Source organism: Amycolatopsis sp. N2S4-7, assembly GCF_058119595.1.
Window position 1 is genome coordinate 4,664,767 of record NZ_CP172299.1, and the last position, 22,460, is coordinate 4,687,226.

18 protein-coding genes and 1 pseudogene are annotated in these 22,460 nt (G+C 69.2%); 7 read left to right on the plus strand and 12 right to left on the minus strand.

Features of this window, described 5'->3' with window-relative positions; genetic code table 11:
• The first annotated feature begins 52 nt into the window (after positions 1 to 52).
• Positions 53 to 1,312 carry a family 8 glycosyl hydrolase gene (locus ACH54P_RS21795; RefSeq protein ID WP_489915534.1) on the plus strand — a complete coding sequence of 420 codons (1,260 nt, stop codon included), beginning with the start codon at positions 53 to 55 and terminating at the stop codon, positions 1,310 to 1,312.
• A 458-nt stretch (positions 1,313 to 1,770) separates the two neighbouring features.
• Here the strand turns inward: ACH54P_RS21795 and ACH54P_RS21800 are convergent, their stop codons facing one another.
• The 3 genes from ACH54P_RS21800 to ACH54P_RS21810 form a co-directional block, all read right to left on the minus strand.
• Positions 1,771 to 2,247 carry a hypothetical protein gene (locus ACH54P_RS21800; protein ID WP_489915536.1) on the minus strand — a complete coding sequence of 159 codons (477 nt, stop codon included), beginning with the start codon at positions 2,245 to 2,247 and terminating at the stop codon, positions 1,771 to 1,773.
• Positions 2,248 to 2,683: 436 nt separating this feature from the next.
• Positions 2,684 to 3,925, minus strand: a complete 1,242-nt coding sequence (locus tag ACH54P_RS21805; protein ID WP_489915538.1) for an ROK family protein — start codon at positions 3,923 to 3,925, stop codon at positions 2,684 to 2,686.
• A gap of 194 nt (positions 3,926 to 4,119) precedes the next feature.
• The gene (locus ACH54P_RS21810; protein ID WP_489915540.1) at positions 4,120 to 4,617 is read right to left on the minus strand and encodes a hypothetical protein; all 498 of its coding nucleotides are present in this window, start codon (positions 4,615 to 4,617) and stop codon (positions 4,120 to 4,122) included.
• Between the two features lie 714 nt (positions 4,618 to 5,331).
• Between ACH54P_RS21810 and ACH54P_RS21815 the strand changes: the two genes are divergently transcribed.
• A complete protein-coding gene (locus ACH54P_RS21815) occupies positions 5,332 to 6,786 on the plus strand; it encodes an arabinofuranosidase catalytic domain-containing protein (RefSeq protein ID WP_489915542.1) in 1,455 nt (484 codons plus the stop codon).
• Between the two features lie 442 nt (positions 6,787 to 7,228).
• Here the strand turns inward: ACH54P_RS21815 and ACH54P_RS21820 are convergent, their stop codons facing one another.
• The 3 genes and pseudogenes from ACH54P_RS21820 to ACH54P_RS21830 form a co-directional block, all read right to left on the minus strand.
• Entirely contained in the window at positions 7,229 to 8,407 is a 1,179-nt protein-coding gene (locus tag ACH54P_RS21820) for a hypothetical protein (RefSeq protein WP_489915544.1), read from the minus strand.
• Between the two features lie 168 nt (positions 8,408 to 8,575).
• Positions 8,576 to 8,939 (minus strand): annotated as a pseudogene (locus ACH54P_RS21825) (ATP-binding cassette domain-containing protein); the annotation flags it as partial.
• A 331-nt stretch (positions 8,940 to 9,270) separates the two neighbouring features.
• Positions 9,271 to 9,921: a TetR/AcrR family transcriptional regulator gene (locus ACH54P_RS21830; protein ID WP_489916560.1), complete on the minus strand. Its 651-nt coding sequence runs from the start codon at positions 9,919 to 9,921 to the stop codon at positions 9,271 to 9,273.
• Positions 9,922 to 10,031: 110 nt separating this feature from the next.
• Between ACH54P_RS21830 and ACH54P_RS21835 the strand changes: the two genes are divergently transcribed.
• From ACH54P_RS21835 to ACH54P_RS21850, 4 genes are all read left to right on the plus strand, one after another.
• Positions 10,032 to 10,484, plus strand: coding sequence for a YybH family protein (locus tag ACH54P_RS21835; protein WP_489915546.1), 453 nt, complete (start codon positions 10,032 to 10,034; stop codon positions 10,482 to 10,484).
• Positions 10,485 to 10,630: 146 nt separating this feature from the next.
• Positions 10,631 to 11,128 carry an SRPBCC family protein gene (locus ACH54P_RS21840; RefSeq protein ID WP_489915548.1) on the plus strand — a complete coding sequence of 166 codons (498 nt, stop codon included), beginning with the start codon at positions 10,631 to 10,633 and terminating at the stop codon, positions 11,126 to 11,128.
• The gene (locus ACH54P_RS21845; RefSeq protein ID WP_489915550.1) at positions 11,125 to 11,973 is read left to right on the plus strand and encodes a helix-turn-helix transcriptional regulator; all 849 of its coding nucleotides are present in this window, start codon (positions 11,125 to 11,127) and stop codon (positions 11,971 to 11,973) included. The genes ACH54P_RS21840 and ACH54P_RS21845 overlap by 4 nt, the downstream gene beginning before the upstream one ends.
• A gap of 320 nt (positions 11,974 to 12,293) precedes the next feature.
• Entirely contained in the window at positions 12,294 to 13,064 is a 771-nt protein-coding gene (locus tag ACH54P_RS21850; RefSeq protein WP_489915552.1) for an isocitrate lyase/PEP mutase family protein, read from the plus strand.
• 127 nt (positions 13,065 to 13,191) lie between these two features.
• Here ACH54P_RS21850 and ACH54P_RS21855 read toward each other — a convergent pair whose 3' ends face one another.
• Positions 13,192 to 14,460, minus strand: a complete 1,269-nt coding sequence (locus tag ACH54P_RS21855; RefSeq protein WP_489915554.1) for a vanadium-dependent haloperoxidase — start codon at positions 14,458 to 14,460, stop codon at positions 13,192 to 13,194.
• Positions 14,461 to 14,945: 485 nt separating this feature from the next.
• Between ACH54P_RS21855 and ACH54P_RS21860 the strand changes: the two genes are divergently transcribed.
• Positions 14,946 to 15,686, plus strand: coding sequence for a ribonuclease activity regulator RraA (locus ACH54P_RS21860; protein WP_489915556.1), 741 nt, complete (start codon positions 14,946 to 14,948; stop codon positions 15,684 to 15,686).
• Here the strand turns inward: ACH54P_RS21860 and ACH54P_RS21865 are convergent.
• The 5 genes from ACH54P_RS21865 to ACH54P_RS21885 form a co-directional block, all read right to left on the minus strand.
• A complete protein-coding gene (locus ACH54P_RS21865) occupies positions 15,683 to 16,951 on the minus strand; it encodes a mandelate racemase/muconate lactonizing enzyme family protein (RefSeq protein WP_489915558.1) in 1,269 nt (422 codons plus the stop codon). The two genes, ACH54P_RS21860 and ACH54P_RS21865, sit on opposite strands and share 4 nt — an antisense overlap.
• Positions 16,948 to 18,954 carry an ABC transporter permease gene (locus tag ACH54P_RS21870; protein WP_489915560.1) on the minus strand — a complete coding sequence of 669 codons (2,007 nt, stop codon included), beginning with the start codon at positions 18,952 to 18,954 and terminating at the stop codon, positions 16,948 to 16,950. Before ACH54P_RS21870 ends, ACH54P_RS21865 begins: the two co-directional genes overlap by 4 nt.
• The gene (locus ACH54P_RS21875) at positions 18,951 to 20,375 is read right to left on the minus strand and encodes an extracellular solute-binding protein (protein ID WP_489915562.1); all 1,425 of its coding nucleotides are present in this window, start codon (positions 20,373 to 20,375) and stop codon (positions 18,951 to 18,953) included. The genes ACH54P_RS21870 and ACH54P_RS21875 overlap by 4 nt, the downstream gene beginning before the upstream one ends.
• Before the next feature lie 95 nt (positions 20,376 to 20,470).
• Positions 20,471 to 21,619 (minus strand): Gfo/Idh/MocA family protein, encoded by a 1,149-nt coding sequence (locus ACH54P_RS21880; protein ID WP_489915564.1) that lies wholly within the window; start codon positions 21,617 to 21,619, stop codon positions 20,471 to 20,473.
• A 50-nt stretch (positions 21,620 to 21,669) separates the two neighbouring features.
• On the minus strand, positions 21,670 to 22,416 hold the full coding sequence (locus tag ACH54P_RS21885) for a FadR/GntR family transcriptional regulator (RefSeq protein WP_489915566.1): 747 nt from the start codon (positions 22,414 to 22,416) through the stop codon (positions 21,670 to 21,672).
• Positions 22,417 to 22,460 lie beyond the last annotated feature (44 nt).

A 22,460-nucleotide genomic window follows, 5' to 3' on the forward strand; every position in this document is an offset into this window, starting at 1 on the left:
TGTGCGCAAGACAGCGAAACTCAGCACCCTGATTCTCTCGACCGTCGCTTTGTTGTCCTCCGTATCCGCGACCGCATTCGCCGCACCGTCCCCCGCCCACAATCCGCCGGGAAATCTGCACGCCGGCCCCTATCCCGACGCGTTCGCCCGCGCCGGCTACTCGAAGAGACAGGTCGACGCCAAGATCGAAGCCACCTGGCAGCAGCTCTTCCACGGCAGCCCCGGCACCGGCGCCGACCGGTTCGACGGCCAGACGCTGTACTACCAGCTCGCCCCGGACCTGGCCTACGTCGAGGACATCGGCAACCAGGACGTGCGCACCGAAGGCATGGGTTACGCCATGATGATTTCGGTGCAGCTGGGCCACAAGCAGGAGTTCGACGCGTTGTGGAACTTCGCCAAGACCAAGATGCAGCTCCAGAGCGGGCCCGAGCAGTACTACTTCGCCTGGCACACCGACACGACCGGGAAGATCATCGACACCGGCGTGGCGCCCGACGGCGACCAGTGGATCGCCGCGGCGCTCGACTTCGCGTCGGGCCGCTGGGGCGACGGCACCGGGACCTACGACTACGGACAGCAGGCGAAGCAGATCCTGCACGCGATGTGGCACGAGTCCGACCACGGCGGCGTCGACATGTTCGACCACCAGTCGTTCCTGCCGACGTTCTCGCCGCCGGGCGCCGTCGGCTTCACCGACCCCTCATACAGCCTGACCGGGTTCTACAAGGTGTTCGCGGAGGCCGACCCGGCGGACCGCAGCCTGTGGGACAAGGCGTACACCGCCGGTGAGAAACTGCTGCAGAACGCCGCGAACCCGGCGACGGGACTGGCACCGGACTACGCCCACTTCGACGGCACACCGTACCTGCGGCCGAACGAGACGGTGACCGACAACGCCTACGACCACAACTTCCAGGAAGACGCGTGGCGTGCCATCGCCAACGCCAACGTCGACGCTTCCTGGTACGGCGTCCGCCCCTGGGAGACGCAGTACTCCAACACGCTGGAGCGTTTCTTCCAGGGCCAGGGGGTCAGCACCTACGTCAGCCGGTACCACCTCGACGGCACACCGTTGACCGCCGGCCAGAACACCTACGAACCCGCGCACGCCGAAGGGCTCGTGGCGATGAATTCGACATCGGCTATTTCGGCCACCGATCCGGACAAGAACGCCTTTGTCCGTGATTTCTGGAACACGCCGGTCCCGACCGGGCGAGCCCGTTATTACGACGGCATGCTCTACCAGCTCGGGCTGCTCTACGACAGCGGTCGGTTCAGGATCTGGGCACCGCACGGAAACCGCCACTGACGCGCAAACCGGGTCACAAAAGGAAAGTCAGGGCAGGATAAACCGGGATCCTCCACGGTAGTTCGGGCGGCGAGGATGCCTGTGCGCTGTGATCTGCCCCGGATGAGCTGTCGGACTGCAGGGCTTGCCGTGCAGAGTCGCACCGCACGGGACGAAGGCGGTGGCCGCGGGCAGCCCACCGGCCGGTGGGCTGCCCGCCGGCGCGGCCGGCTGGACGCCAGATTGCCGACGGCCTGCCGCAGCCGCACCGGGTCGGCGGGGCCGGTGCGCCGCCGCCACCTGATCGAGCAAGTGGGGCACGTCCACCGGCTCGGGGTGCGGCCGCCGCGCGCCGGCGTCGGCGAGGCGAGGTCTTGCAGGCTGAACGGCCTCTTCGAGCAGCGACTCGATCAGCTCGTCGTCGAGCTCGAGAGGGAGACGCTCAGAACGTCGCTCCTTGCTCGCCGGCGGGCCTGCACCTACAGACAGCCGATGAACTCACTGGTGATCGCCGCGAGGCTCCACCCGCTGCTGTCGTATTCGACCTGGAGGTTCTCTTCGTTCCGGACGCAGAGCCTCGTCTGCCGGGGGTTCGTGGAGTAAATGGTCCGCTGTTCGCCCGCGGTCAACCGAGCCGACCCCTCGTCTTCGAGAGTGTAGGGGCCGCCGTCGATGCCGTAGTGGAGGTGCCACTTGACGGTGCGGGCGCTCGTGGCCGTGTTGATCAGCCCGAGGTAGGCGAGCACGTTGCACCTCGTGCTGTCGCAGTTCCAGCGGAAGCAGACCTGGAAACGGATCTTGCCGTGGGTGTCCGTGCCTGAGCACTTCGGCGACGCGACGGCCGCAAGAGCAACTCGATCGGGGGTCGCTGCGTGGGCCACGGTGGCCGAGAACAGCAGGCTGGGCGTGATGGCCGTGCAGAGCAACGTCAGCAGCGCGAGAGTTCGCTTGAGCATGGGACTCCCCCTTGGAGGTCGGTTGACGCTGCCCCCACGCCCGGGTGCCGTCGGCGGTTGAGCCGCCTACCACGGGGTCACACGAACGGCTCAGAGGAAGTCGGTACCGGTGACCGGCCGCTCACCCACCTCGACGCGAGTGGTCACCACAGGCTGCCGGCCGGGCCACACCGCCGAGGCGATCGCCGGCTCGGGAGCGCGGTCCGGTCGATCCTGCGGAACCCGCGCCACACCGGCTACGCCGTCTTCGGCCGCTGGACCAAAACCGGAGTCCTTCTCGAACCCGACGACGTCGCCGCCGGTCGCATCGTCCGCTTTCGCCGCGCATCACCGGCGCCGGGGTGGCGCCACGAACATCACCAAAGCTCCGCGACATCTACCGGTAGAGCGTCCCGGTCACTGTGCGATCTCGTCGTCGAAGCGAGCCGCGGCCGGATCACCAAGCGCTCGGCGAAACCCGCGGCGTTTCCCTCGATGGATCGCGCAGCAGCCGCGAGAATCCGAGCTCGCCGGCGCCGATCAGGGTGGTGTCGTCCCCGAGAGCCGACACACTCAGGCGCACTTTTTCCTTCGCCACCGGCAGCACATTGCGTTCGACGCGACTGCGCACTCGCGGCAATACACCGGCGTACACATCCCGCAACATTCCGCCGAAGACGACCACGGCCGGATTGAAGAGATTGATGAGGTTCGCCACGCCGATGCCCAGCCAATCCCCGATGTAATCGAGCGCGTCTCGAGCGTCGGCATCACCCGCGGCCGCGTCGTCGGCCACCGCCCGCACGGCGTCACGACCGAAGACCTCCGCCGGTCGGCGTGCGGCGTCCAGCAAGGCCCGTTCACCGGCTTCCGCCTCCAGGCACCCACTGGAGCCGCAGCCACAAGGTCGCCCGCCGTGCGGGTTGACGACCATATGGCCCAGCTCGCAGCCGTACCCCGCGTCGCCGTCCAGCACCGTGCCGCCGACGATGATCCCGCCACCGACGCCGACGTCGCCGTGCAGGTAGACAAGGTTCTGCACCCCCATCCCGGCCCCGCGAAGGTGCTCCGCGACCGCTCCGAGATGCGCCTCGTTTCCCACCGGCACCCGCAGTCCCAGCCCCAGCCGGCGTGCCAATTCGGCGCCGAACGCCTGGTCGACCCATCCGAGGTCGGGGCCGAAACGGACGGTCCCGTCGTCGGGACGGATCATTCCGCAGTACGAGGCCCCCAGTCCCACGCAAGTCGACGTCGACGGCGCCGCCTCGGTCAGCTGGCGGCCGAGCTCCGCGAGCGTCGTGACCACATAGTCGAGATCGACTCCGGACCGGCGCCGGGCAGCGACCTTGCGGTCCAGGATGACACCGCCGAGGCCGATCCGGGCGGCGACCAACCGGTCCACCGCGACGTCGAACGCCAATACGTGGAAACGCCGAGTCTCGGGCCGCACGATGAGCGACGGGCGGCCCTGGTGACGATTGTCCGTCTGCGGCACCTCCCGGACCAGGCCCGCCGCGCTCAGTTCCGCCGTCAACGTCTTGATCGTGCTTCGATTGAGGTTCATCCGTCTCGCGAGTTCAGCCCGCGAGATTCCGCCGCTCAGGTGCACAAGGCGAAGAAAAGCACCGCGATTGTGCCGACGCATCTCATCCTGGTCCAACCCGACCCTCGAACCGTCCCAGGGCGTCAGCAATTCCATGTCGTGTCCGATGCGTAGAGTGTTCTGGCCAGACCCGCACCATCGCACCGTCGCGCCATTCGCGCAATCCCGCGGTGCGGCCGCGTCCCGCCACCGGCAGCCTGCCGGCCTTCGCCGGGCCGGCAGATATGAGGCCGTGACGATGCCGCCGGTCGTGAAGCAGTCGGAGTCCTCAGCCTCCCGCGCCGGCGCGGTCAGGGCTGCGAGGATCCGATGTAGGGCCGTAGCGCTGTCGCGAGCGCTTCGTCCGCCACGACCTCGGCCACCACGGCGTTCTCGGCGGCTTCGGCGTCGACCCGATCGGGGCAGAACAGGTTGACCGGCGTGCGGTATGCGTCACTGTCCAGCTCGAAGGTGCCGACCAGCGCCGCAGTTCGCGCTTGCCGTACTTCGTAGCGGTATCGCAGGCGATGCACGGCGATCGCACCGACTCCGCCTTGGTACGGGCCACAGCTGTAGCCGACACTGCTGTCGCCCAGGGAAATCGGGTATTCGCACACCACCAGCTGTACTTTTGACGCGTAGATGGCACCGTGCTGCCCGTTTTGAACCTGCCGTTGGTCCGGGTCCGAGCTGGGTTCTGGTATTGGTTCCCACGCTGCCGGAAGCTTCGGCGCGAACGAGCTCCACAGCAGCCGACGGCCGTCGTGTGGGGCGGGGTAGCCGGACGTCGCCTTGATCAGGGTGGCCAAATGCGGTGCCAAGCCGCTGAAGGGCGCTGCGTCTTTGTTGTACGGCGCCGGTTGCCCGGAGGGTCCGGGACAGGGGCGAGGTGGCGGGGCGGAGGCCTGCTCGGGCCCGCACCCGGAAATCAGGCTCGCGGCCGTGATCAAGCCTGCGAGCACCGCGAACCGTCTGCCGGACGCGAGAACACCTCGGTACATCGCACCATTATCCCCAGCCATCAGTGCCGCGTCCTGATCTGAGTGGCGGAGACGCCGGGGAAGCTCCGCAAGGACCGGGAGATGCCGGAACGCGCATCGGCGCGACCTCGCCGGCCGCAGTGCGCGACGGCGAGGTAGGACCAGGACTCGCCGCCGTCGAAGAGACCGAACCGATTCGACAGATCAGAGTATTGCGATGGCGTCAATCAACGACTTACCATCTATCGGAAGTCGAACCGATTCGAGTCTTCCCGACCTGTTCGGAGTCGTCATGGTTCAACGACGAACTACCGTCATCTCCCTCGCCCGCGTGTGTCGCCGTGGCCCGGCCGCGCGGACCGCCGCGACGCCGGCTCGGCGGATCACCAGCGCGTGTCCCCGCCATCAGGCTGGTGCGAACCGATCCGAAATCACGATGACGATCCGGCCTCTCCGCGCCCGGAGAAACTCGTGGACCTCTGCTCAGGCCATGGCCCACCCCACCCTCGCCCAGCAGGGCACCCACGAAGGACATCGACAGGTATGAGACGCCGACCCGGCCGCCTCACGGTGACCGTCGCCACCACGTTCGCCCTGGCCGTCACCGCGGGAACGGCCGTCCATCCCGAGGCCCAAGCCGCCACGACCGGGCCATGCGACATTTACGCCGCCGGCGGCACGCCGTGCGTGGCGGCGCACAGCACCACCCGTGCGCTGTACGGCACGTACAACGGCGCGCTCTACCAGGTCAGGCGCTCGTCGGACAACACCACGCGAGACATCGGCGTGCTCAGCGCGGGCGGTACGGCCAACGCCGCACTCCAAGATTCCTTCTGCACCGGCACGACCTGCCTCATCACCGTCATCTACGACCAGTCCGGCCGGGGCAACCACCTCACGCAGGCGCCTCCCGGCACCTGGCCCGGGCCCGCCCCCGGCGGATGGGACAACCTCGCCGACGCCACGGCCGCCCCGACCACCGTCGGCGGGCAGAAGGCCTACGGCGTCTCCATCTCACCCGGCACCGGCTACCGCAACAACAGGACCAACGGCGTCGCCACCGGTGACCAGCCCGAAGGCATCTACGCCGTCGTCGACGGCGCCCACTACAACAACTGGTGCTGCTTCGACTACGGCAACGCGCAGACGAACAACCAGGCCGACTCGCCCGCCATCATGGAGACCGTCTACTTCGGAGCCGACCGGCAGTGGGGTTACGGCGACGGCCCCGGCCCGTGGGTCATGGCCGACCTGGAGTGGGGGCTGTTCTCCGGTGTGAACCCGGGCCACAACCCGAACCCGACCATCAACCACCGCTTCGTCACCGCCATCGTCAAGGGTGAACCGAACCACTGGGCCATCCGGAGCGGCAACGCGCAGTCGGGCGGCTTGTCGACCGTGTTCGACGGACCGCGCCCCAGCGGCTACCACCCGATGAGGAAGCAGGGGGCGATCCTGCTCGGCATCGGCGGGGACAACAGCGTTTCCGGCGCCGGCACTTTCTACGAGGGCGTCCTGACCGCCGGTTACCCGTCGAACGCCACCGAGGAAGCCGTGCAGGCCAACATCACGGCCGCCCGGTACGCCCCGCCCGGCGGAACCCCGCAGCAGGGTGCCCAGATCGTGGGCAGCCAGTCCGGCCGGTGCGTCGAGGTGCCGAACGGCTCCACCGCCAACGGAACCCAGGCGCAACTGGCGGACTGTCAGAGCGTCGACAAGCAGCGTTGGACTTATCCGTCCGACAGGAAGCTGCAGGTTTACGGCACCAAGTGCCTCGACGCCAACGGCCAGGGCACGACCAACGGCACCCAGGTGATCATCTGGGACTGCCATGGCCAGGCGAACCAGCAGTGGAACGTCAATTCGAACGGCACCATCACCGGCGTGCAGTCCGGCCTCTGCCTGGACGCCAACGGCGCCGGGACGGCCGGCGGCACGAAGATCATCCTCTGGTCGTGCAACGGCGGCGCGAACCAACGGTGGAGCCTGCGCGGTTGACCACACGACGGTCGCGGTTGTCGACGAGTACCGATACACCGCCTGAGCTGCAGCGACGACTTTTCGAGCCCCACAGGTTCCGATCGCGCTGCGACGTGGCCTGCGGAGTTTGCCCGGAAGGGGCTTCGTAAAGCAGCCCACACAGCGACCCCCACAGCGGCCAGCGAGCCCAGCGCCGAGACTGCGGTCGCGATCTTGTTCGCATCGATCTGCCGCGGCGTTCGCGTCGGTGTGGCGCTTCAGTCGCGCCGCGGTCAATCACTGTGCGTGAACGCGCTCTCATGCCGCTGAGACAGCGTCGCGGACCTCCGACGCCGGCGCCAGCACCCAGCCCGGGCGCGAGTACGGGTGGTCGAGGTGGGTGACGGGGACGTCAAGCACGGCGCCGGGCCAGGGTGGATTTGCCGTTGCCGGAGGAACTCACTACGACAACACGTCGATCCTAAGGCAGCAAACCGCAGAGAAGCAGCCCCACAACCAGCAGGTCTGGGCCACGCGCGAGCTGCCGCAGGAGGCCCGTCGGGATGAGGACGCCCTCGTAGAGCACGAGGTTCATCGAACCGAAGTCGAGGGGGCCGCGGGTCACGGACCGCACCGCGGCGTACGCGGCCACCAGCACCGCCACGACCGAACCGACCGTCACCGGCACACCCAGCAACGCGACCACCAACGTCCACACCGCCGCCAAAACGACCAGCACCCACGCCATCGCTAACCGCAGCCGAAGCTCGGACGCGGTAAGCCAACGCCGCAGCGCCGCCGAGCGGTGCAGCTGGGCGATCGGCGCCGCGAACGGCAGCAGGGACACGTACCCGAAGAGGCCGAACAGCCAGACGGACGACAACGCTGGGAACGTCGTGTGCACCGCAGTCACGGCGAGTGCCAGGAACACCGGCAACCCCAGCGCGTGGCGCCGCGCGAGAGTCCCCGCCACGACGTAACGCAACGCTGGGTGACGCCCACCCAACCTGATCCACGGCACCGGTCGCCCGGCCGGCAGCAGTGCCCAGACATCGAGGAACGTCGCGGCCGTGTTCCGCGCCGAAAGCTCACGGTAGCCGCGAACCAGCCGCTCGCGTGACGCCGCGGCCGAAGGCCCCCACGCCAACCCCAGCGCGGCAGCCCAAGCCACACCCGCAAAAACCCCCAGCGGACTCCCGGGGAACACCCCGAGCACGGCCGGCACGAACGGCAGCGCGCCCTCCCCAGGGATCCGTCGCCGGGCCATCGCGAGGGCCAACGCCGCCACGCCAACGTACAGCGCGAGCGGTCCCACCAGGTCGGACGGAAACCCGATCAGCACCCCGGCGACCACGAAGGAGTACCCGGCCACGCCGAACCGCACGGCCCAACCGCCCAGCAGGCGCCGGGTCAGGACGGAAGGGCGCCGGCCGTCGAAGTCCGCCCAGGTCAGCGTGGCGGGGTTGGCGCGCAGGTGGCCGCGCTGCAGCGTCGCTCGCCACGCGAGCGCGAGCCCGGCACACAACACGGCGACGGTGCCATACGACCCCACCAGCGCGTCGCCGATCAGCTGAGCCCGGACCAACGCCGTGTTGTACAGCGGCGACAACACGACCCCACCCACGATGAACCAGCAGAGCACCAGGTCAACCCGCTTCACGACGTGACCCACCCTGCCATCACCCCAACGGCCCCCACCGAACCAGCTCACGGCACTTCACGATAAGAGCACCGCGCCAAAGCAACGAACGCCGCCCCGGCCAGTCCACAACAGAACCCACCCCGAGACCACCACTGATCATCGCCCCTCCCCGGAACCGACGATAACTCAGTCCGGCAACCCATCCAGATAAGCCCGCACCTGCAAGGTGACCAACTCCGCATACCCACCCCGAGCCGCCATCGACTCCTCATGGGTGCCGTACTTCGCCACCTTCCCCGCTCCAGCAGCAAATCCGCTCAGCCTGCTTGGGCTCCAACGCCGACGTCGGATCGTCGAGGATCAAAATGGGCGCCTCCCGCTGGAAGGCCTGGGTCAGCGCGATCTTCTGCCGCTCCCCGCCCGACAGCGAAATGCCCTGGTCGAACCACCGGCCCAGCGGCGAGTCGTCCCCGGACGGCAGGCGTTCGATGCGCTCGTCGGACTGGCGCAGCGCGGCCTGCTCGACGAGGTCGACGCGGCCGGCAACCCGGTGCCGGCGCAGTCCGGGCGCCGCACGACCCGGCTCGGAATGCAGCCGTTCCTGATCGACACCGCCGCGCACCGCCGGCAGTGGCGCGCCGTGCTGCTCGCGATCGAGCAGCGCCTGGTGCTCGCCGAAGCCGCCGGGAATGCTCACCGACAACCTGTCGGACTACCTGTTCGCGCGGTCGACCGGGCACATCGGGTCGCTGATGACGCTGATCAACCGCGGCTGCCAACGCGCTGCGCGCACCGGCGCCGAACGGCTCGGCCAGGCAGTGCTCGACGGCGTGAAGAACGACGCAGCGACGGAGAACGCGCGCCGCGAACTCGACGCCGTGTCAGTGGGTGGCCGGCAGCCCGGCCGCGGTCGCGGCGATCATGTGCTGCAGCGTCGGCCGGAACGGGGGGAACACCCGGGCGATCTCCGGCTCGCGGTCGTACAGCTCCCGCAGTGCGGCCGAGGGACGGGTCAGCGGGAACAGTTTCGCGACGAACGCGCTGGCCGCCATGACCAAGGACGCCCCGTCCGTGCCGGTCAGCTCGGGGCAGGCAGCAGTGAGCTGCCGACCCAGGGTGAAGTAGGTGTCGATGGCCCACCGCTTGTAGACCTCCAAGACCGCGACCGACACGTTGTGCTCCAGCATCGTCTCGGCATGCGTGGTGAGGTCGCAGTACAACGGCCGGTCGGCGTAAGCGTCGGCCAAGGCCGCCGCCGCCGCGGAAAATCCGCTCGCCCCGTGCAGCGCGGCGCCGGCGGCGGCCGCCCAGTCCGCCCCCTCCCGCATCGTCAGCTGCAGGTAGATCTCCTCGCGCGTGCCGAAGTAGCGCAGGACGTTGGACTTGGCCAGCCCCACCGCCGCGGCGATGTCGCCCAGGCTGACCCAGGCCACGCCCGACGCCCGGGCGAGATCGCCGGCGGCGGCGAGGATCGTCTCCCGCCGCTGGTTCTTCTGCTCCGGGCGCCTGGCCCGCTGGAACGACGCTTCCATGGCGGTCACCACCCTAACCCCCCGCACTTAGCAGAACAACGTTCTCTTGTTAAAGTTACGCTGTTCTTATAACCTCGGCCCGAACAGTCCCCCACCGAAACGGCACGCACATGACCGTCGGCAGCACCGATCTCGGCCAGACCATCGACGCCTTCGTGGCCTCCTTCAACGACCCCGACCTCGACCGGGTCATGTCCTTCTTCGCCGAGGACGCCCGCTACCTGCCCGGCCGCGGCCCCGAACTGCGCGGCCTCCCCGCGATCCGGGCGGCGTTCGCGCCGCAGTTCGCCGGCCGCTACGGCGCGATGACCTTCGACGTCTACGACCAGGTGATCGACGAGTCCCGCGCCCGGGCGACGATCCGATGGGCGTGCCGGTTGGACCTGACCGGCGCGCACGGCAAACGCGCGATCCCGCCGCTGCGGTGGTTCGCCCGGCTCCGCTACGGCGGCCGCGTCCAATGGCACGGCCTGGACGTCTTCCACTTCGACTCCGCCGGGAAGATCACCGGCAAGTTCACCTACGCGACCTTCCGCCTGCCCATCTGGGAACGGGCACACTGACCATCCGCGCCCACCCCCGAACGCAGCGAACTCGGGCAGCAAGGCTCAACATCGCTGTTGAGGGCGTTAGTCGGCACGGCGAGACCTCGAGGGTATGTACTGACAGGTGTCTGCCTCGGGCGGGCACGGCCCGTGATGCTGGTGGCATGACGAAAAAGAGCGTTCCGATCACCGTCTTCGCCCGTACGGCGTCCAGCCCCGCCCACACCCACCGGGTCATCGTGCCGATCGACCTCGCCCAGGTGTTCAAGCCGTGGGGACCGTTCCCCGGCGTCGCGGAGGTGCGCGACCAGACCGGCGTCTGGGACCGGCCGGGGACCTCGCGCCAGACCTGGTTCACCGACGGCTCCAAGGCCGATGAACGGCTCACCGAGGTCGTGGACGGACACGGGTTCGCCTACGAGCTCAGCGGCTTCACCAACGTCTTGGCCAAGCTGGTCTCCGGGGTGCGTGGCGAGTGGTCGTTCCTCCCCGACGGCACCGGCACGTCGATCCGGTGGACCTACGACTTCCAGCCGCTGCCTGGCCGCCGTTGGATCGTCGCCGGGCCGTTCAAGCCGCTCTGGACCCGCTACATGCGAGCCGCGCTCGCCCGGATGGTGACCGTGGTGCAGGACACGCCCGGTGCGATCATGGGGGAGTGAGCGACCTGAGCTTCGGTGCCCTGGTGCGCGGCTGGCGCGACCGCCTCGACCCGGCTGATGCCGGCTACGTCCGGTCAGCTCGCCGGCGCGCCCCCGGCCTGCGCCGCGAGGAGCTCGCCGAGCTCGCCGGTCTTTCCCACGAGTACGTGCTGCGGCTGGAGCAGAGCCGGGCCACCAACCCGTCCGTCCAGGTGGTCTCCGCCCTGGCCCGCGCGTTGCGGCTCTCCCCTGCCGAACGCGACCAGCTCTTCCGTGCTGCGGGCCTGCTCGCGCCCCGCGACCAGACCGTCGGCACCCACGTGCCGCCGAGCATCCGCCGCCTGGTCGAGCGCCTCGGCGATCTCCCGATCGGCGTGTTCGCCGCTGATTGGAGCCTGCTGTGGTGGAACGACATGTGGACGGCTTTGCACGGCGATCCGTCCGGCCTGCCGCCCGCCGAACGCAACCTCGCCCGCGCCCTCTTCGGCACGGGCGAGGGCCGCTGGCACCTGCGCCCGGTCACCTCGACAGCCGGACCGTACGCTTTCGAGACCGCGATCGTCGCGGACCTGCGCGAAGCGATCTCCCGTTACCCGGCCGACCCGGAACTGGCGGCGCTCGTGGACAGCTTGCGGGCGGCCTCACCCTTCTTCGGTGAGCTGTGGCCAGTGGCGGGCATGGGACAGCTCACCGGCGATCTCAAGACGATCAGCCATCCCGAGCTGGGTGACGTCACCCTGGACTGCGACGTGCTGACCGTGCCCGGCGTCGACCTGCGCATCGTCACCTACACGGCAGCCCCGGGAACCAGCGGCGCCGACCAGCTCGGCCTCCTGCGTGCGTCCCGGCTCAGTGAGGCTCCCTGACGACCGAGCCGCCCCGGGAACCGGGACGGCAACACCAGTTCGTTCACCGGCACCGGCACCGAGAGCGGGGCGGTGGCGTGGTCCCCCAGGCAGGCTGAGGGCCATCCCCACGGTGTTGAGCGTGGTGGCCTGCCATTTTGCTTCACCCAGCAGGACTGCTCCGGCCGGGCGTCCCCACGGGTGGAGCTTCTCAGGGCCCGCCCCGGCCAGCCGGCCGATCACGGGCCTGGCTCGCGGACAGCGGATCGCCGCGAAGGGCACGCCGGCGTAGTCCCCCGGCTTTCCGGCGGACCTGCAGTGTCACGCCTACATTGGACAGCATGATCTCGACCGCCGAGAAGGCCACTCTCCTGCAAGAGCTGCACACCGCGCCGGAACTGCTGCTCGTCGTCAACGTCTGGGACGCGATCACCGCCAAAGTCGTCGCCGAAACACCCGGCACCAAGGCACTCGCGACCCCCAGTCACGGCATCGCCGCTTCCCGCGGCTACCCGGACGGCGAGAAGATCCCGCGCGACGAAATGATCGCCGAGATCGCTCTCATCGTGCGGACCGCCGGTGACCTGCCGGTCACCGCCGACCTCGAAGCGGGCTACGGAGACCCGGGCGGCACCGTGGCCAGGGCGATCGAGGTCGGCGCGGTCGGCGCCAACCTCGAAGACCAGATGAAGCCGCTGGACGAAGCGGTGAAGGCCGTCGAAGCCGCCGTCGCGGCCGCACAGTCAGCCGGCATCGACTTCGTCCTCAACGCGCGCACCGACGCTTTCCTCAAGACCGACCCAGAGACCGCCATGACCGAGGCGATCACCCGTGGCCGCGCCTATCTCGACGCGGGCGCGTCCAACTTCTTCGTGCCCGGCAAGCTCGACGAGAACCAGGTGACGCGGCTCGTCGAAGAACTCGGCGAGCGCAAGATCAACCTCATCGGCATCCCCGGCTCGATCCCCCTGGCCCGCGCACAGGAACTCGGCGTTTCCCGCGTCTCCTACGGCCCGTGGAGCCAGAACGTCGCGTTGACCGCGCTGGCAAAGCTGGCCGAAGACGTCTACGCCGGCGGCGGCCTGCCCGCCGATACGCGCAAGCTCAACTGACGACGAGGGAATCCCGCGACGTGCCGGCGGCGCGTATCCTGCCTGGCCACCGGATACGCGCCGCTCCGGAAACGTGGTCCCGCGGCGACGATGACTTCCCGAGCAGCTCAGGTCGAACCCGGTTTATCTACAATGGACAACTGCCGTGGTGGGTGGGGCCGGTTCGCTTCAGCAGCCGGGTGGCGAGGACTTCGGTCGCGACGCCGCGGCCGATGGCGAAACCCGCCTGGTTGCTGAATTCGAAGTGCTGTCCGCCGAATACCCGCGACCGGCCGGCCTCGGCGGCGGCCGCGGAGAAACTCGGGTAGGTGCGCGCCTGGCCGCCCGGTGCGGTGTCCGTGGTGTGCGTGAAGCGCATGTTGTCCGTGCAGAAGAACCCGGCCAGCACGGCAGCCGCCGCGCCACTGTACGAGCTGTGTCCGGATGGGTATTCCGGTGATCCGCCCGTGCTGCCGGCCCGTGGAGCCCAGTTCGGGTTCGGCTGCGTCGACGGGTTTCCGTCGGTATCCGCCTCGTGGATCGCCGTGGCGGGACGCCAATGGCGGTAGGTGAACTTGGTGCCCACGGTGGGAACCGTGGTGTCGGCCAGCGTCGTCGTCAGCAACGCCATGAGGCGCGCCGAAGCGGACAACGACAGGCCGTGAGACGTGGTCAGGGCGATCTTCACCCACTCACCGGCGGGTTGGTCCGTGCCGGCCGGCACGGACCAGAACTGGTAGGTGGCGAGCTTGTCGGGGGCGGGTATCCCGGCGTCGCCGAGCAGCGCGACTTCGGCAAAAGCGGCGGCGTAGTCCAGGCTGTCCAAGGCAGGTGGCGGACCCGGTATGTACACCGCGGGGTTGCCGACGGCGAACGGGCGAACGTTGCGGTACTGCGTGCCGGACCACTCGGCTCGGAAGACACCGGGGCCGGAGCCGGCGGGCTGACTTTGCACCGGAGCCGAGCCGTCGTCGGCGCGGGAGGCCACCACCCGTTGGGCGACCTCACGTCCCCAGCGCACCCCCGCGTCGCGCTGGTGGCCGGGACGCAGACGGGCCAGGTCGGCCTGGAGTCGGGTGTCGTAGCCGGCGGTTCGGTCGGGGTCCAGCCGGACAAGGATGCCGTGTGCCGCGGCGACGGCCGCGGCCTGGGGATCGGCGCCGCGCGGGCCGGGGCCGGGTATCAGCGCGTGGGCGCGTCCCGGGCCGGCGAGTCCGTTGACCGCGTCGTAGACGGCAACGTTGAGCATCGCGTAGGTGCGGGCGGCGTCGGCGTCGGTGGCGCGGGTCGCGCGTACCGCGGCCAATGCGAACTCGTTCCACACTCGCACACTGTCCAACCGTGGCTCGGCGGCCGCGGGTGCACTCAATCCAACTGCAGCCAAACCGACCACCAGGGCCAGGACAATCTTCTTCACGGCCTCGCCTCCGAGTCACCCGGGAAATCCGCGGTCTCGACGCCCCTATCGTGTCGTGATTCCGGCAGCCCTGCGACGGCCACTTGCGGGTGACCTGGCTGGTACAAACGGCTGCCTGGCGTCTTCGCTCGTCACCGAGGGTCGACTCGCTCCATGTCCCCCGTGTCGACCGTCTGTCGATACGACGACTCGGCCAGCTCGTCGTCTTCGAGGTCGTCCGCGACATCGCCGAGCAGACCCGCCAAGTGCGTCTGCCCTTGGGCTACCGCATCGACGAGCACCTGCTTGGCACCCGCGGTCTTCCTCGCGCAACGCTGCACCCTGTGCGGTGAGAGCCTGGCCGTCCTCATTGCTGTTCATGGTGTTCCCGGTCGGGTGTTTCCGGGTCGGTGGCGATCGGTCCTCTCGATGGCGTCGCGAAAGGCGGTTCGTCGGACTAGGCTCGAAGACAGTTGCGGTCAGCGCGCACCCCAGGGAGCTACGACGTGGTTGAGACGCACGACATCGTTCGCCCGCCCGCCGAACTCAGTGCGGCGCTTGCTGCCATTGGCAGCGCCACCGCCAGTGGTGAGCTCAGCCGGATGGGTATTCGGAGTGCCTTCATCCGGGGGCCGGTTTCCGTGACGCCCGGTGTGCGCGTGGCCGGCCCCGCGCTGACGCTGCAGTTCCTGCCGAAGCGGGAGGACCTCTACCCCGTCGACGAGTACGAAGAACCGGAGAAGCAGCTGCACCGGCACGTCATGTACCACGCCCAGACCGGGGACATGATCGTTGTCGACGCTCGCGGGGACATGAGCAGCGGTGTGTTCGGCGAGATGATGCTGACCTACTTCAAAGGCCGTGGCGGGGCCGGCGTTGTCGTCGACGGGTGTCTGCGCGACACCGGTGAGGCCAAGCAGCTCGGGCTCGGGCTGTGGATCCGGGGCGCCACCCCGAACTTCCACGCCCAGACCGACATCGTCCCGGCCGCCGTGAACGTGCCGATCGCTTGCGGGGGCACGCTCGTCGAGCCGGGTGACATCGTCGTCGCCGATGACGATGGGGCCGTTGTCGTGCCGGTCAAGCTCGCCCCCGCCCTGGTGGCCCACGCTCAGGAACACGCGGAATGGGAGGAGTTCTCCCGGATCCGGCTGTCCGAGGGCGGCGACATGCGGCTGTACTACCCGCTGTCGGACGAGGCCCGGCCCGAGTACGAACGGTGGCGCGCCGAACAGGGCCGCGCCTAGCTCCACAACCGGTCGTGGCTCGATTCGGCGTCCCAGTGCGTCGTTTCGGCGAAGAACACCGGGTCGCGCGGGTCGAGGTGGCGGCGGATCAGCTCCTCGTCGAGGTCGCCGAACCCCAGTCCCGGCGTGTCCGGCACCGTGATGTGGCCGTCTTGGATCAGGGGGCGGGGCAGGTCCGTGACGAGGTCGCTCCAGAACTCCACGTCGGCCGCGTGGTGTTCGAGGGCCAGGAAGTTCTCCGTGGCCGCGGCCAGGTGCACGCACGCCATCGTCGCGATCGGCGACGCCGCCAGGTGCAGCGCCATCGCGATCCCGCGCTCCTGCGCGTAGTCGCCGAGCCGCTTGGTCTCCGCGATCCCGCCCGCCGTCGCCGGGTCGGGGTGCACGACGCGGATGGCGCCGGCGTCCAGCAGCGGCCGGAAGCCGTCGAGCAGGTAGATGTCCTCCCCCGTGCACGTCGGGACGGCGACCGCCTCGGTGAGCCGGCGCCACTGATCGGTCAGCTGCCACGGGATCAGGTCCTCGATCCACGCCAAGGTGAACGGCTCCAGCGCGCGGCCGATCCGGATGCACGAGTCGAGGGCGATGTGACCGAAGTGGTCGGCGGCGAGCGCGACGTCGTAGCCGACGACGGATCGGACTATGTCCACATAGGACACCAGGTGGTCGATGCCCTTCGCGGTGACCTGGATGCCGGTGAACGGGTGCATCGTCGTGACGTCCTCGCGAGCGCCGGGCGGCGCGATCAGCGCCCCCGGCACGTCCCACAGCAGGTCGATGCCCACGTCCATCTTCAGCATCGTGAACCCGCGCTGCTTGCGGTCGGCCAGCCGGGCGCCCATCGCGTGCGGGTCCGGCAGCGACGGCGTGTCCGCGTAACAGCGGATCTCGTCGCGGAACCGGCCCCCGATCAGCGCGTACGCGGGCACTCCGTAGGCCTTGCCGGCCAGGTCCACCAGCGCCATCTCGACGCCGGAGACCCCGCCGCCCTGGCGGCCGTGGAACCCGAACTGCTTGATCTTGCGGAAGATCTTGTCGACGTTGCAGGGGTTTTCCCCGACGAGCCTGCTCTTGAGCACGAGCGCGTAGGTGGCGCTGGCCTGGTCGCGCACCTCCCCGTAGCCGACGAGCCCCTGGTTGGTGTCGATCCGGATGATCGACGAGCGGAACGGCACGCCGGTCAGGTTGGCGACCCGCAGGTCGGTGATGCGCAGGTCGCTCGGCCGCGACGCCGTCGCGACGTGCTCCTCCGTGATCTCGCTCATCCCTTGACGGCCCCCGCGGTGAGGCCCTCGGTCAGGAACCGCTGCCCGAACCCGTACATGAGCACGACCGGAATGCTGACCAGCAGCGACGCCGCGGCCAGCTGCCCCTGCGGCACGACGTCGTTGAAGATCATCGACTGCATGCCGACGGGCAGCGTCTTGTTTTCGTCCTTGGTGATGAACACGAAGGCGAACAGGAACTCGTTCCACGCGTTGGTGAGCGTGAACAGCGCGACCGCGAGCAGGCCCGGCTTGGCCAGTGGCAGCACGATCCGGCGGAACGCCCCGAACCGCGTGCAGCCGTCGACCAACGCCGCCTCCTCGAGGTCGGCCGGGATCGACTTGAAGTAGCCGACGAGCAGCCACGTCGCGAACGGCAGGGTGAACGTGGGGTAGGCGAGCACGAGCGACCACAACGAGTCGTTGAGCCCGATCCCGCTCATCAGCTGGTACAGCGGGATGAACAGCAGTGCGCCCGGCATCACGTAGGTGAGCAGGATCGTCACCGTGAAGCTCTCCGAACCCCGGAACTTCAGCCGTGCCAGCGCGTAGCCGGCCAGCGCCGCGCAGATCAGGGCGATCACGGTGGACGCCACCGACACCAGGATCGTGTTGACGTACCAGGTGCCGAACGCGCCCGTGAACAGGTTGGTGAACTGCTCGGTGCTCCACGGGGTCGGCCAGAGGTCGTCGGTGCGCGCGACGATCTGGTCGTCGGACTTGAAGGCCGTGATCGTCATCCAGTAGATCGGGGCGAGCACGAAGCCCAGCAGGCCCACGAGCGCGACCCCCGAGCCGGTGCCCCCGACCAGGCGTGCGGCCAGCCGCTTGCTCCGCGCGGCGAGCGCGGAGACCACCCGGCCGACGACGGCCGCGAGCAGCACGAACACGCCCAGCACGAGCGCGGCCTTCCCCACGATCTGCGGCGACGCCCAGACCAGCACGAGCACCGAGGCCACGACGATCACCCACGGCAGCGCCCGGCGCTGAGCGGGACTGAGCCGCCTGCGCCCCAGGTCGGCTGCGCCCGGCTGGTCGCTGCGGCGCATCATCCGCACGAGGACCACCACGAGGACGGCGATGATCGGCAGCATCACCAACGTGACCGCGGCGCCCGCGCCCAGCTGCAGCTGCTGGATGGCCTTCGAATAGGCCACCATCACGTACGGCGCGGTGGCGTCCCCCGGGCCGCCCTGGGTCATCAGCCAGATCAGGTCGAAGTTGTTGAACGTCCAGATCGACGACAGCAGCACCGTCACGATCATGACCGGGCGCAGCCCCGGCAGCGTGATGTGCACGAAGCGCTGCCACGGCGAGGCGCCGTCCACCATCGCCGCCTCGTGGAGACCGCTGTCGATGGCCTTGAGGCCGGCGAGGAACGTCACCGTGAAGAAGGGGATGCCCTTCCAGACGTTGACCAGGATGACCGCCGGCATCGCGAGCGCGGGATCGGACAGCCACTCCGCGGGCCACTTGTCGACGAGCCCGATCGCGGCGAGGCCCGGCCCGATCCCGGATTCGGTGAGCAGGACGTTGACGCTGCCGAAGATCGGGTCGAGCAAGGACCGCCAGGTGAAGGCCGTGACGACCGTCGGGATCACCCACGGCAGCAGGATCACCCCGGCGATGATCGCCTTGCCGCGGCGCATGTGGTGCAGCATCAACGCCGCGATGAGACCGAAGGTCACCTTGAAGATCTCGGCGTACGCGGTGAAGACGAACGAGTTGAGCACGCCCTTGTGGAACAGGGCGTCGTCGATCAGGGCGGTGTAGTTGTCCAGCCCGGCGAAGACCGTCTCCGCACCGTGGCGCTCGGTCACGCTGGTGAAGATCGAGCTGACGATCGGGACCAGGATCAGGCCGGCGACGAGGACGAGCGTCGGCCCGATGAACACCGCGGCGAGGCGCCAGTCGCGCCCGAGCCGCCGCTGGGTCGGGGTGAGCGAGGACGACGCGCCCGGCGCCGGACGGGCCGGCGCCGGGCGCGGACGAAGGAGCGTCACTGCCGGTACCCCTGCTGCTCGAAGATCTGCACGATCCGGCCGTGGGTCGCGGCGACGGCATCGGCCGGCCGGGTGCCCTGGATGACCGACTGCATCATGTCGGTCAGCAGGTAGGCGGCGGTGGCGGCCTGCTCGCCGGGGCTGGGGGTCTGGGGGAACGCGTAGCCGGTCTTGGTGGTCACCGGGAGCTGCGCGCGGGTCTGCTCCCGCAACGCGGGGAAAGCCGGGTCACCGCTCGTGTAGTACGGATCGGAGTCCCACACCTTGTCCCACGAGGGGTTGACCAGGCACGGTGCTCCCTTCGCGACACCGAGCAGCGCGCTCCCGCCGACCATGAACTTCGCCACCAGCTTGGCGAGATCGGGGTTCTTCGCCCCCTTGAACACGACGAACGAGTTGGACTCGCCGTACGCCAGCGGCCGGTCGAGCGCCGGTCCGGTGGCGCCGTTGAACACGTGGGTGTTGGCGTAGACCGGGTTCTTCTTGGTCTTCGAGTCGGCGTAGACGCTGAACTGGTTGAGCGTCAGCCCCAGGATCTGCGCCAGCCAGTTCTCGTTGTTGCTCGAGTCGGTCCAGCTCCCGATCCCGGGTGGCAGCATCGGCTGGTACTTCGGGTTCGTGTAGATGTCGCCGATGAACGTGACGGCTTCGACCGTCTCCGGCGAATTGAACACGACCTTCGTGCCGGTGTTGTCCGCGATCGCCCCGCCGTAGGTGTTGATGACGTTCGCGATGAAACCGTTGGCGTCGCCGGAGCGGTTCACCGTGAGACCCCAGCCGAAGCGCCGCTTCCCCGGGTCGGAAACCGCCAATGCGTTGTCACGCAGCTCTTCCCACGTGTAGTGGGGCTTGAGCGGGAGGCCCTTCTCCTGGTACCAGTCCTTGCGCAGGTACATCCCGGACGCGATGAAGTGGTACGGGATCGCGAACCAGCGGCCGTCGAACACGCAGTAGTCGTTCGCCTCCGTCGCGGGGTCCCCGTAAAGCGCTTTCATCTCGTTGACCACGTCGGTGAGGTCGGTGAGGGCGCCCAGGTTGTGGAGCTGGCCGACGAACCGCCGGTCGCTCACGAAGGCCAGATCGCGGTTGGTGCCCGCCTTCACCTCGGCGTCCATCTTCGCGACCATGTCGCCGGCGTCGCCGGAGACCAGGTCGTTGCGGATCGTGGTGCCGGTGGCCTGCGCGAACACCTGCAGCGACTTGTCCAGCGCCTTGTTGGCGGCCTCCGAGTACAGCTTCTGCGAAAGCATCCCCACCGACCCGCCGCGGAGCCTAGAAGCTTCATCCAGCAGTGCCTTGGGCACCTGGACGTCGACCTGCGGCGCGGGGGCGGGGCCGCTCCCGCACCCGGCCAGACCGAGCACGCCCAGCGCGCTCACCCCGAGGAAGGTACGTCTGGACCACTCCGTTTTTTCTTCCATGACCACTCCTCTCGCGTCCGATCGAGCGGACGCGTACCGACGGGGCGACACTGCAACCGGCGGGACAGCGGGGCGAGCGCCACGCTGCGGGTCTCTCAAGCGGCGAAGGACGCCGAACTGCTGATGCGTTGTCCTGGCAGCCCGTCGAACAGCCCGGCCGAGCCACGGGGCCGCCACAGCGGTACCTGGCCCGCGCCGGGCACGGGGTCGAGCGCCAGTACCGCCGCCCGTTCCGCGGAGTCGAGCGCCCGCTGGACGACCATCGCGTTGGCCACGCTCTGCGCGACGCTGCCGACCGGCCGCACTCCGAACTGCACGGCGTCGGCGAAGTCGACGAGCTCCGCGCGGTAGCCGTTGTCGCTGCCCTGGAAGACCGTCGTGTGGGTGGTGGCGTCGGGGCGGCAGCGCGTCACGCGGCGCTCCGACTCGGATCCGGCGAGCACGAGCACGCCCTCGGTGCCGTACAGCCGCATCTCGTTGGGTTCGGGCGGCACGGGGATCTCGGGGTAGGACGCGGTGTAGTTGCCGATGGCGCCTCCGGTGAAGACGAGGTTGAGCGCGAGGTCCGACGGTGCGTCGATCGTGCTGTTGGCCGTCTGCAGGGCACCGTGCACGCACGCGATGTCGCCGCAGAGCAGCCGGATCTGGGCGATGTGGTGCACGCCGGCGTCGAGGTGCACGCCGCCGCGGTACTGCGGCCGGTGCCGCCACGGGGTGCCGGTGAACCCGCCCTCGCGGGGCACCAGGCGCACGGCGTGCCGCCACGCCATCAGGTGCAGGCGGCCGATCGCGCCGTCGTCGAGCAAGGCGCGGGCGTAGCGGAGGTCGTCGCGGTAGAAGAAGTTCTCGCCCACCACGAAAGTGCGGTCCGGGTGCCCCGCCGCCAGGGCGAGGAAGGCCGCGGCCTGCGCCGCGTCGACGCCGGTCGGCTTCTCGCAGAGGACGTCCTTGCCTGCCGCGAGCGCGTCGCGCGCCACCTCGTACAGGTGCGGGATCGGCACCGAGATCAGCACGGCGTCCACGTCTTCGCGGGCGAGCAACGCAGTGCGGTCGGCGGCGGCCCGGGCGGGATCGGTCCCGCTGTAGCCGGCGAACCGTTGGCACTGCTCGGTGGACGCGTCGGTGAAGGCGGTGACCTCGAACCGGTCGGTGAGCCCGCGCAACGCGGGCCAGTGCAGTTTTTCGACCGCGAGACCGGTGCCGATCAGCCCCAGCCGGATCGGCGGGATCGCTGAAGCTGCCATGCCTCGTCCGTCCTCGTCAACGGTTGGCGGATTTCGGTCGTGCAGTGCGCCTAACGCCGCCGGGCGGCCCGCTTGCTTCGCTGCTTCTTCTCCGCGACGAGCGTGGAGTAGTTGTTGCTCAGGTGCTTGCGCATCGCCGCGCGGGCCGCTGCCGGGTCGCGCGCCACGAGCGCCTCGTAGATTTCCGTGTGCTGGGCGGTGGCGCGGTGCAGCCCGGCCGGCGCCTCGTTGGTGACGCGCCGGCTGGCCGAGCCGAGCCAGCGGGCGGAGTACATGATCCGGTCGAGGATGCGGTTGTCGGCCGCCCGGCAGATCTCCATGTGGAACTCGTGGTCGACCTCGAGGTAGGCGTCGGGGTCCGCCTCGAGCGCCGCCATGCGGTCGATCTCCGTCCGGAGCCGCTCCAGCGTCTCGTCGGTGATGCTGGCCGCGGCCATCGCGGCGAGTTCGGGCTCGAGCAGTGCGCGCATCTGGTGCAGTTCCTGCAGCAGCTCGTCGACGATCTCCGTCGGCAGCCACTCGATCAGCAACGGGCTCAGGTAGTCCCACTCCGCGCGGGGGCGCACGACGACGCGGCGGCCCTGCGCGACGTCGACGATGTCGAGCGAGGCGAGGATCTTGAGCGTCTCCCGCGCCACCACGCGGGACACCCCGAACTCCTGGGAGATCTCGAGCTCCGACGGGGCCCGGCCGTCCTCGATTTCGCCGCGGACGATGCGCCGGGTCAGGTGGGCCGCCACCTGCACCGGAAGGGTCCGGACCTTGACAGCGTCCGGAGACTCTTGTCTCCTTTGCATGTCATCAGCTTATAGGACAAGTAAGACATCGCGACAGTCCCGTT

Coding starts and splice junctions, on each gene's coding strand:
- ACH54P_RS21865 (WP_489915558.1), bottom strand. CDS start 16,951: ATGAGCGAGATCACGGAGGAGCACGTCGCGACGGCGTCGCGGCCGAGC.
- ACH54P_RS21835 (WP_489915546.1), top strand. CDS start 10,032: ATGACCGTCGGCAGCACCGATCTCGGCCAGACCATCGACGCCTTCGTG.
- ACH54P_RS21805 (WP_489915538.1), bottom strand. CDS start 3,925: ATGGAATTGCTGACGCCCTGGGACGGTTCGAGGGTCGGGTTGGACCAG.
- ACH54P_RS21800 (WP_489915536.1), bottom strand. CDS start 2,247: ATGCTCAAGCGAACTCTCGCGCTGCTGACGTTGCTCTGCACGGCCATC.
- ACH54P_RS21875 (WP_489915562.1), bottom strand. CDS start 20,375: ATGGAAGAAAAAACGGAGTGGTCCAGACGTACCTTCCTCGGGGTGAGC.
- ACH54P_RS21885 (WP_489915566.1), bottom strand. CDS start 22,416: ATGCAAAGGAGACAAGAGTCTCCGGACGCTGTCAAGGTCCGGACCCTT.
- ACH54P_RS21830 (WP_489916560.1), bottom strand. CDS start 9,921: ATGGAAGCGTCGTTCCAGCGGGCCAGGCGCCCGGAGCAGAAGAACCAG.
- ACH54P_RS21815 (WP_489915542.1), top strand. CDS start 5,332: ATGAGACGCCGACCCGGCCGCCTCACGGTGACCGTCGCCACCACGTTC.
- ACH54P_RS21880 (WP_489915564.1), bottom strand. CDS start 21,619: ATGGCAGCTTCAGCGATCCCGCCGATCCGGCTGGGGCTGATCGGCACC.
- ACH54P_RS21850 (WP_489915552.1), top strand. CDS start 12,294: ATGATCTCGACCGCCGAGAAGGCCACTCTCCTGCAAGAGCTGCACACC.
- ACH54P_RS21840 (WP_489915548.1), top strand. CDS start 10,631: ATGACGAAAAAGAGCGTTCCGATCACCGTCTTCGCCCGTACGGCGTCC.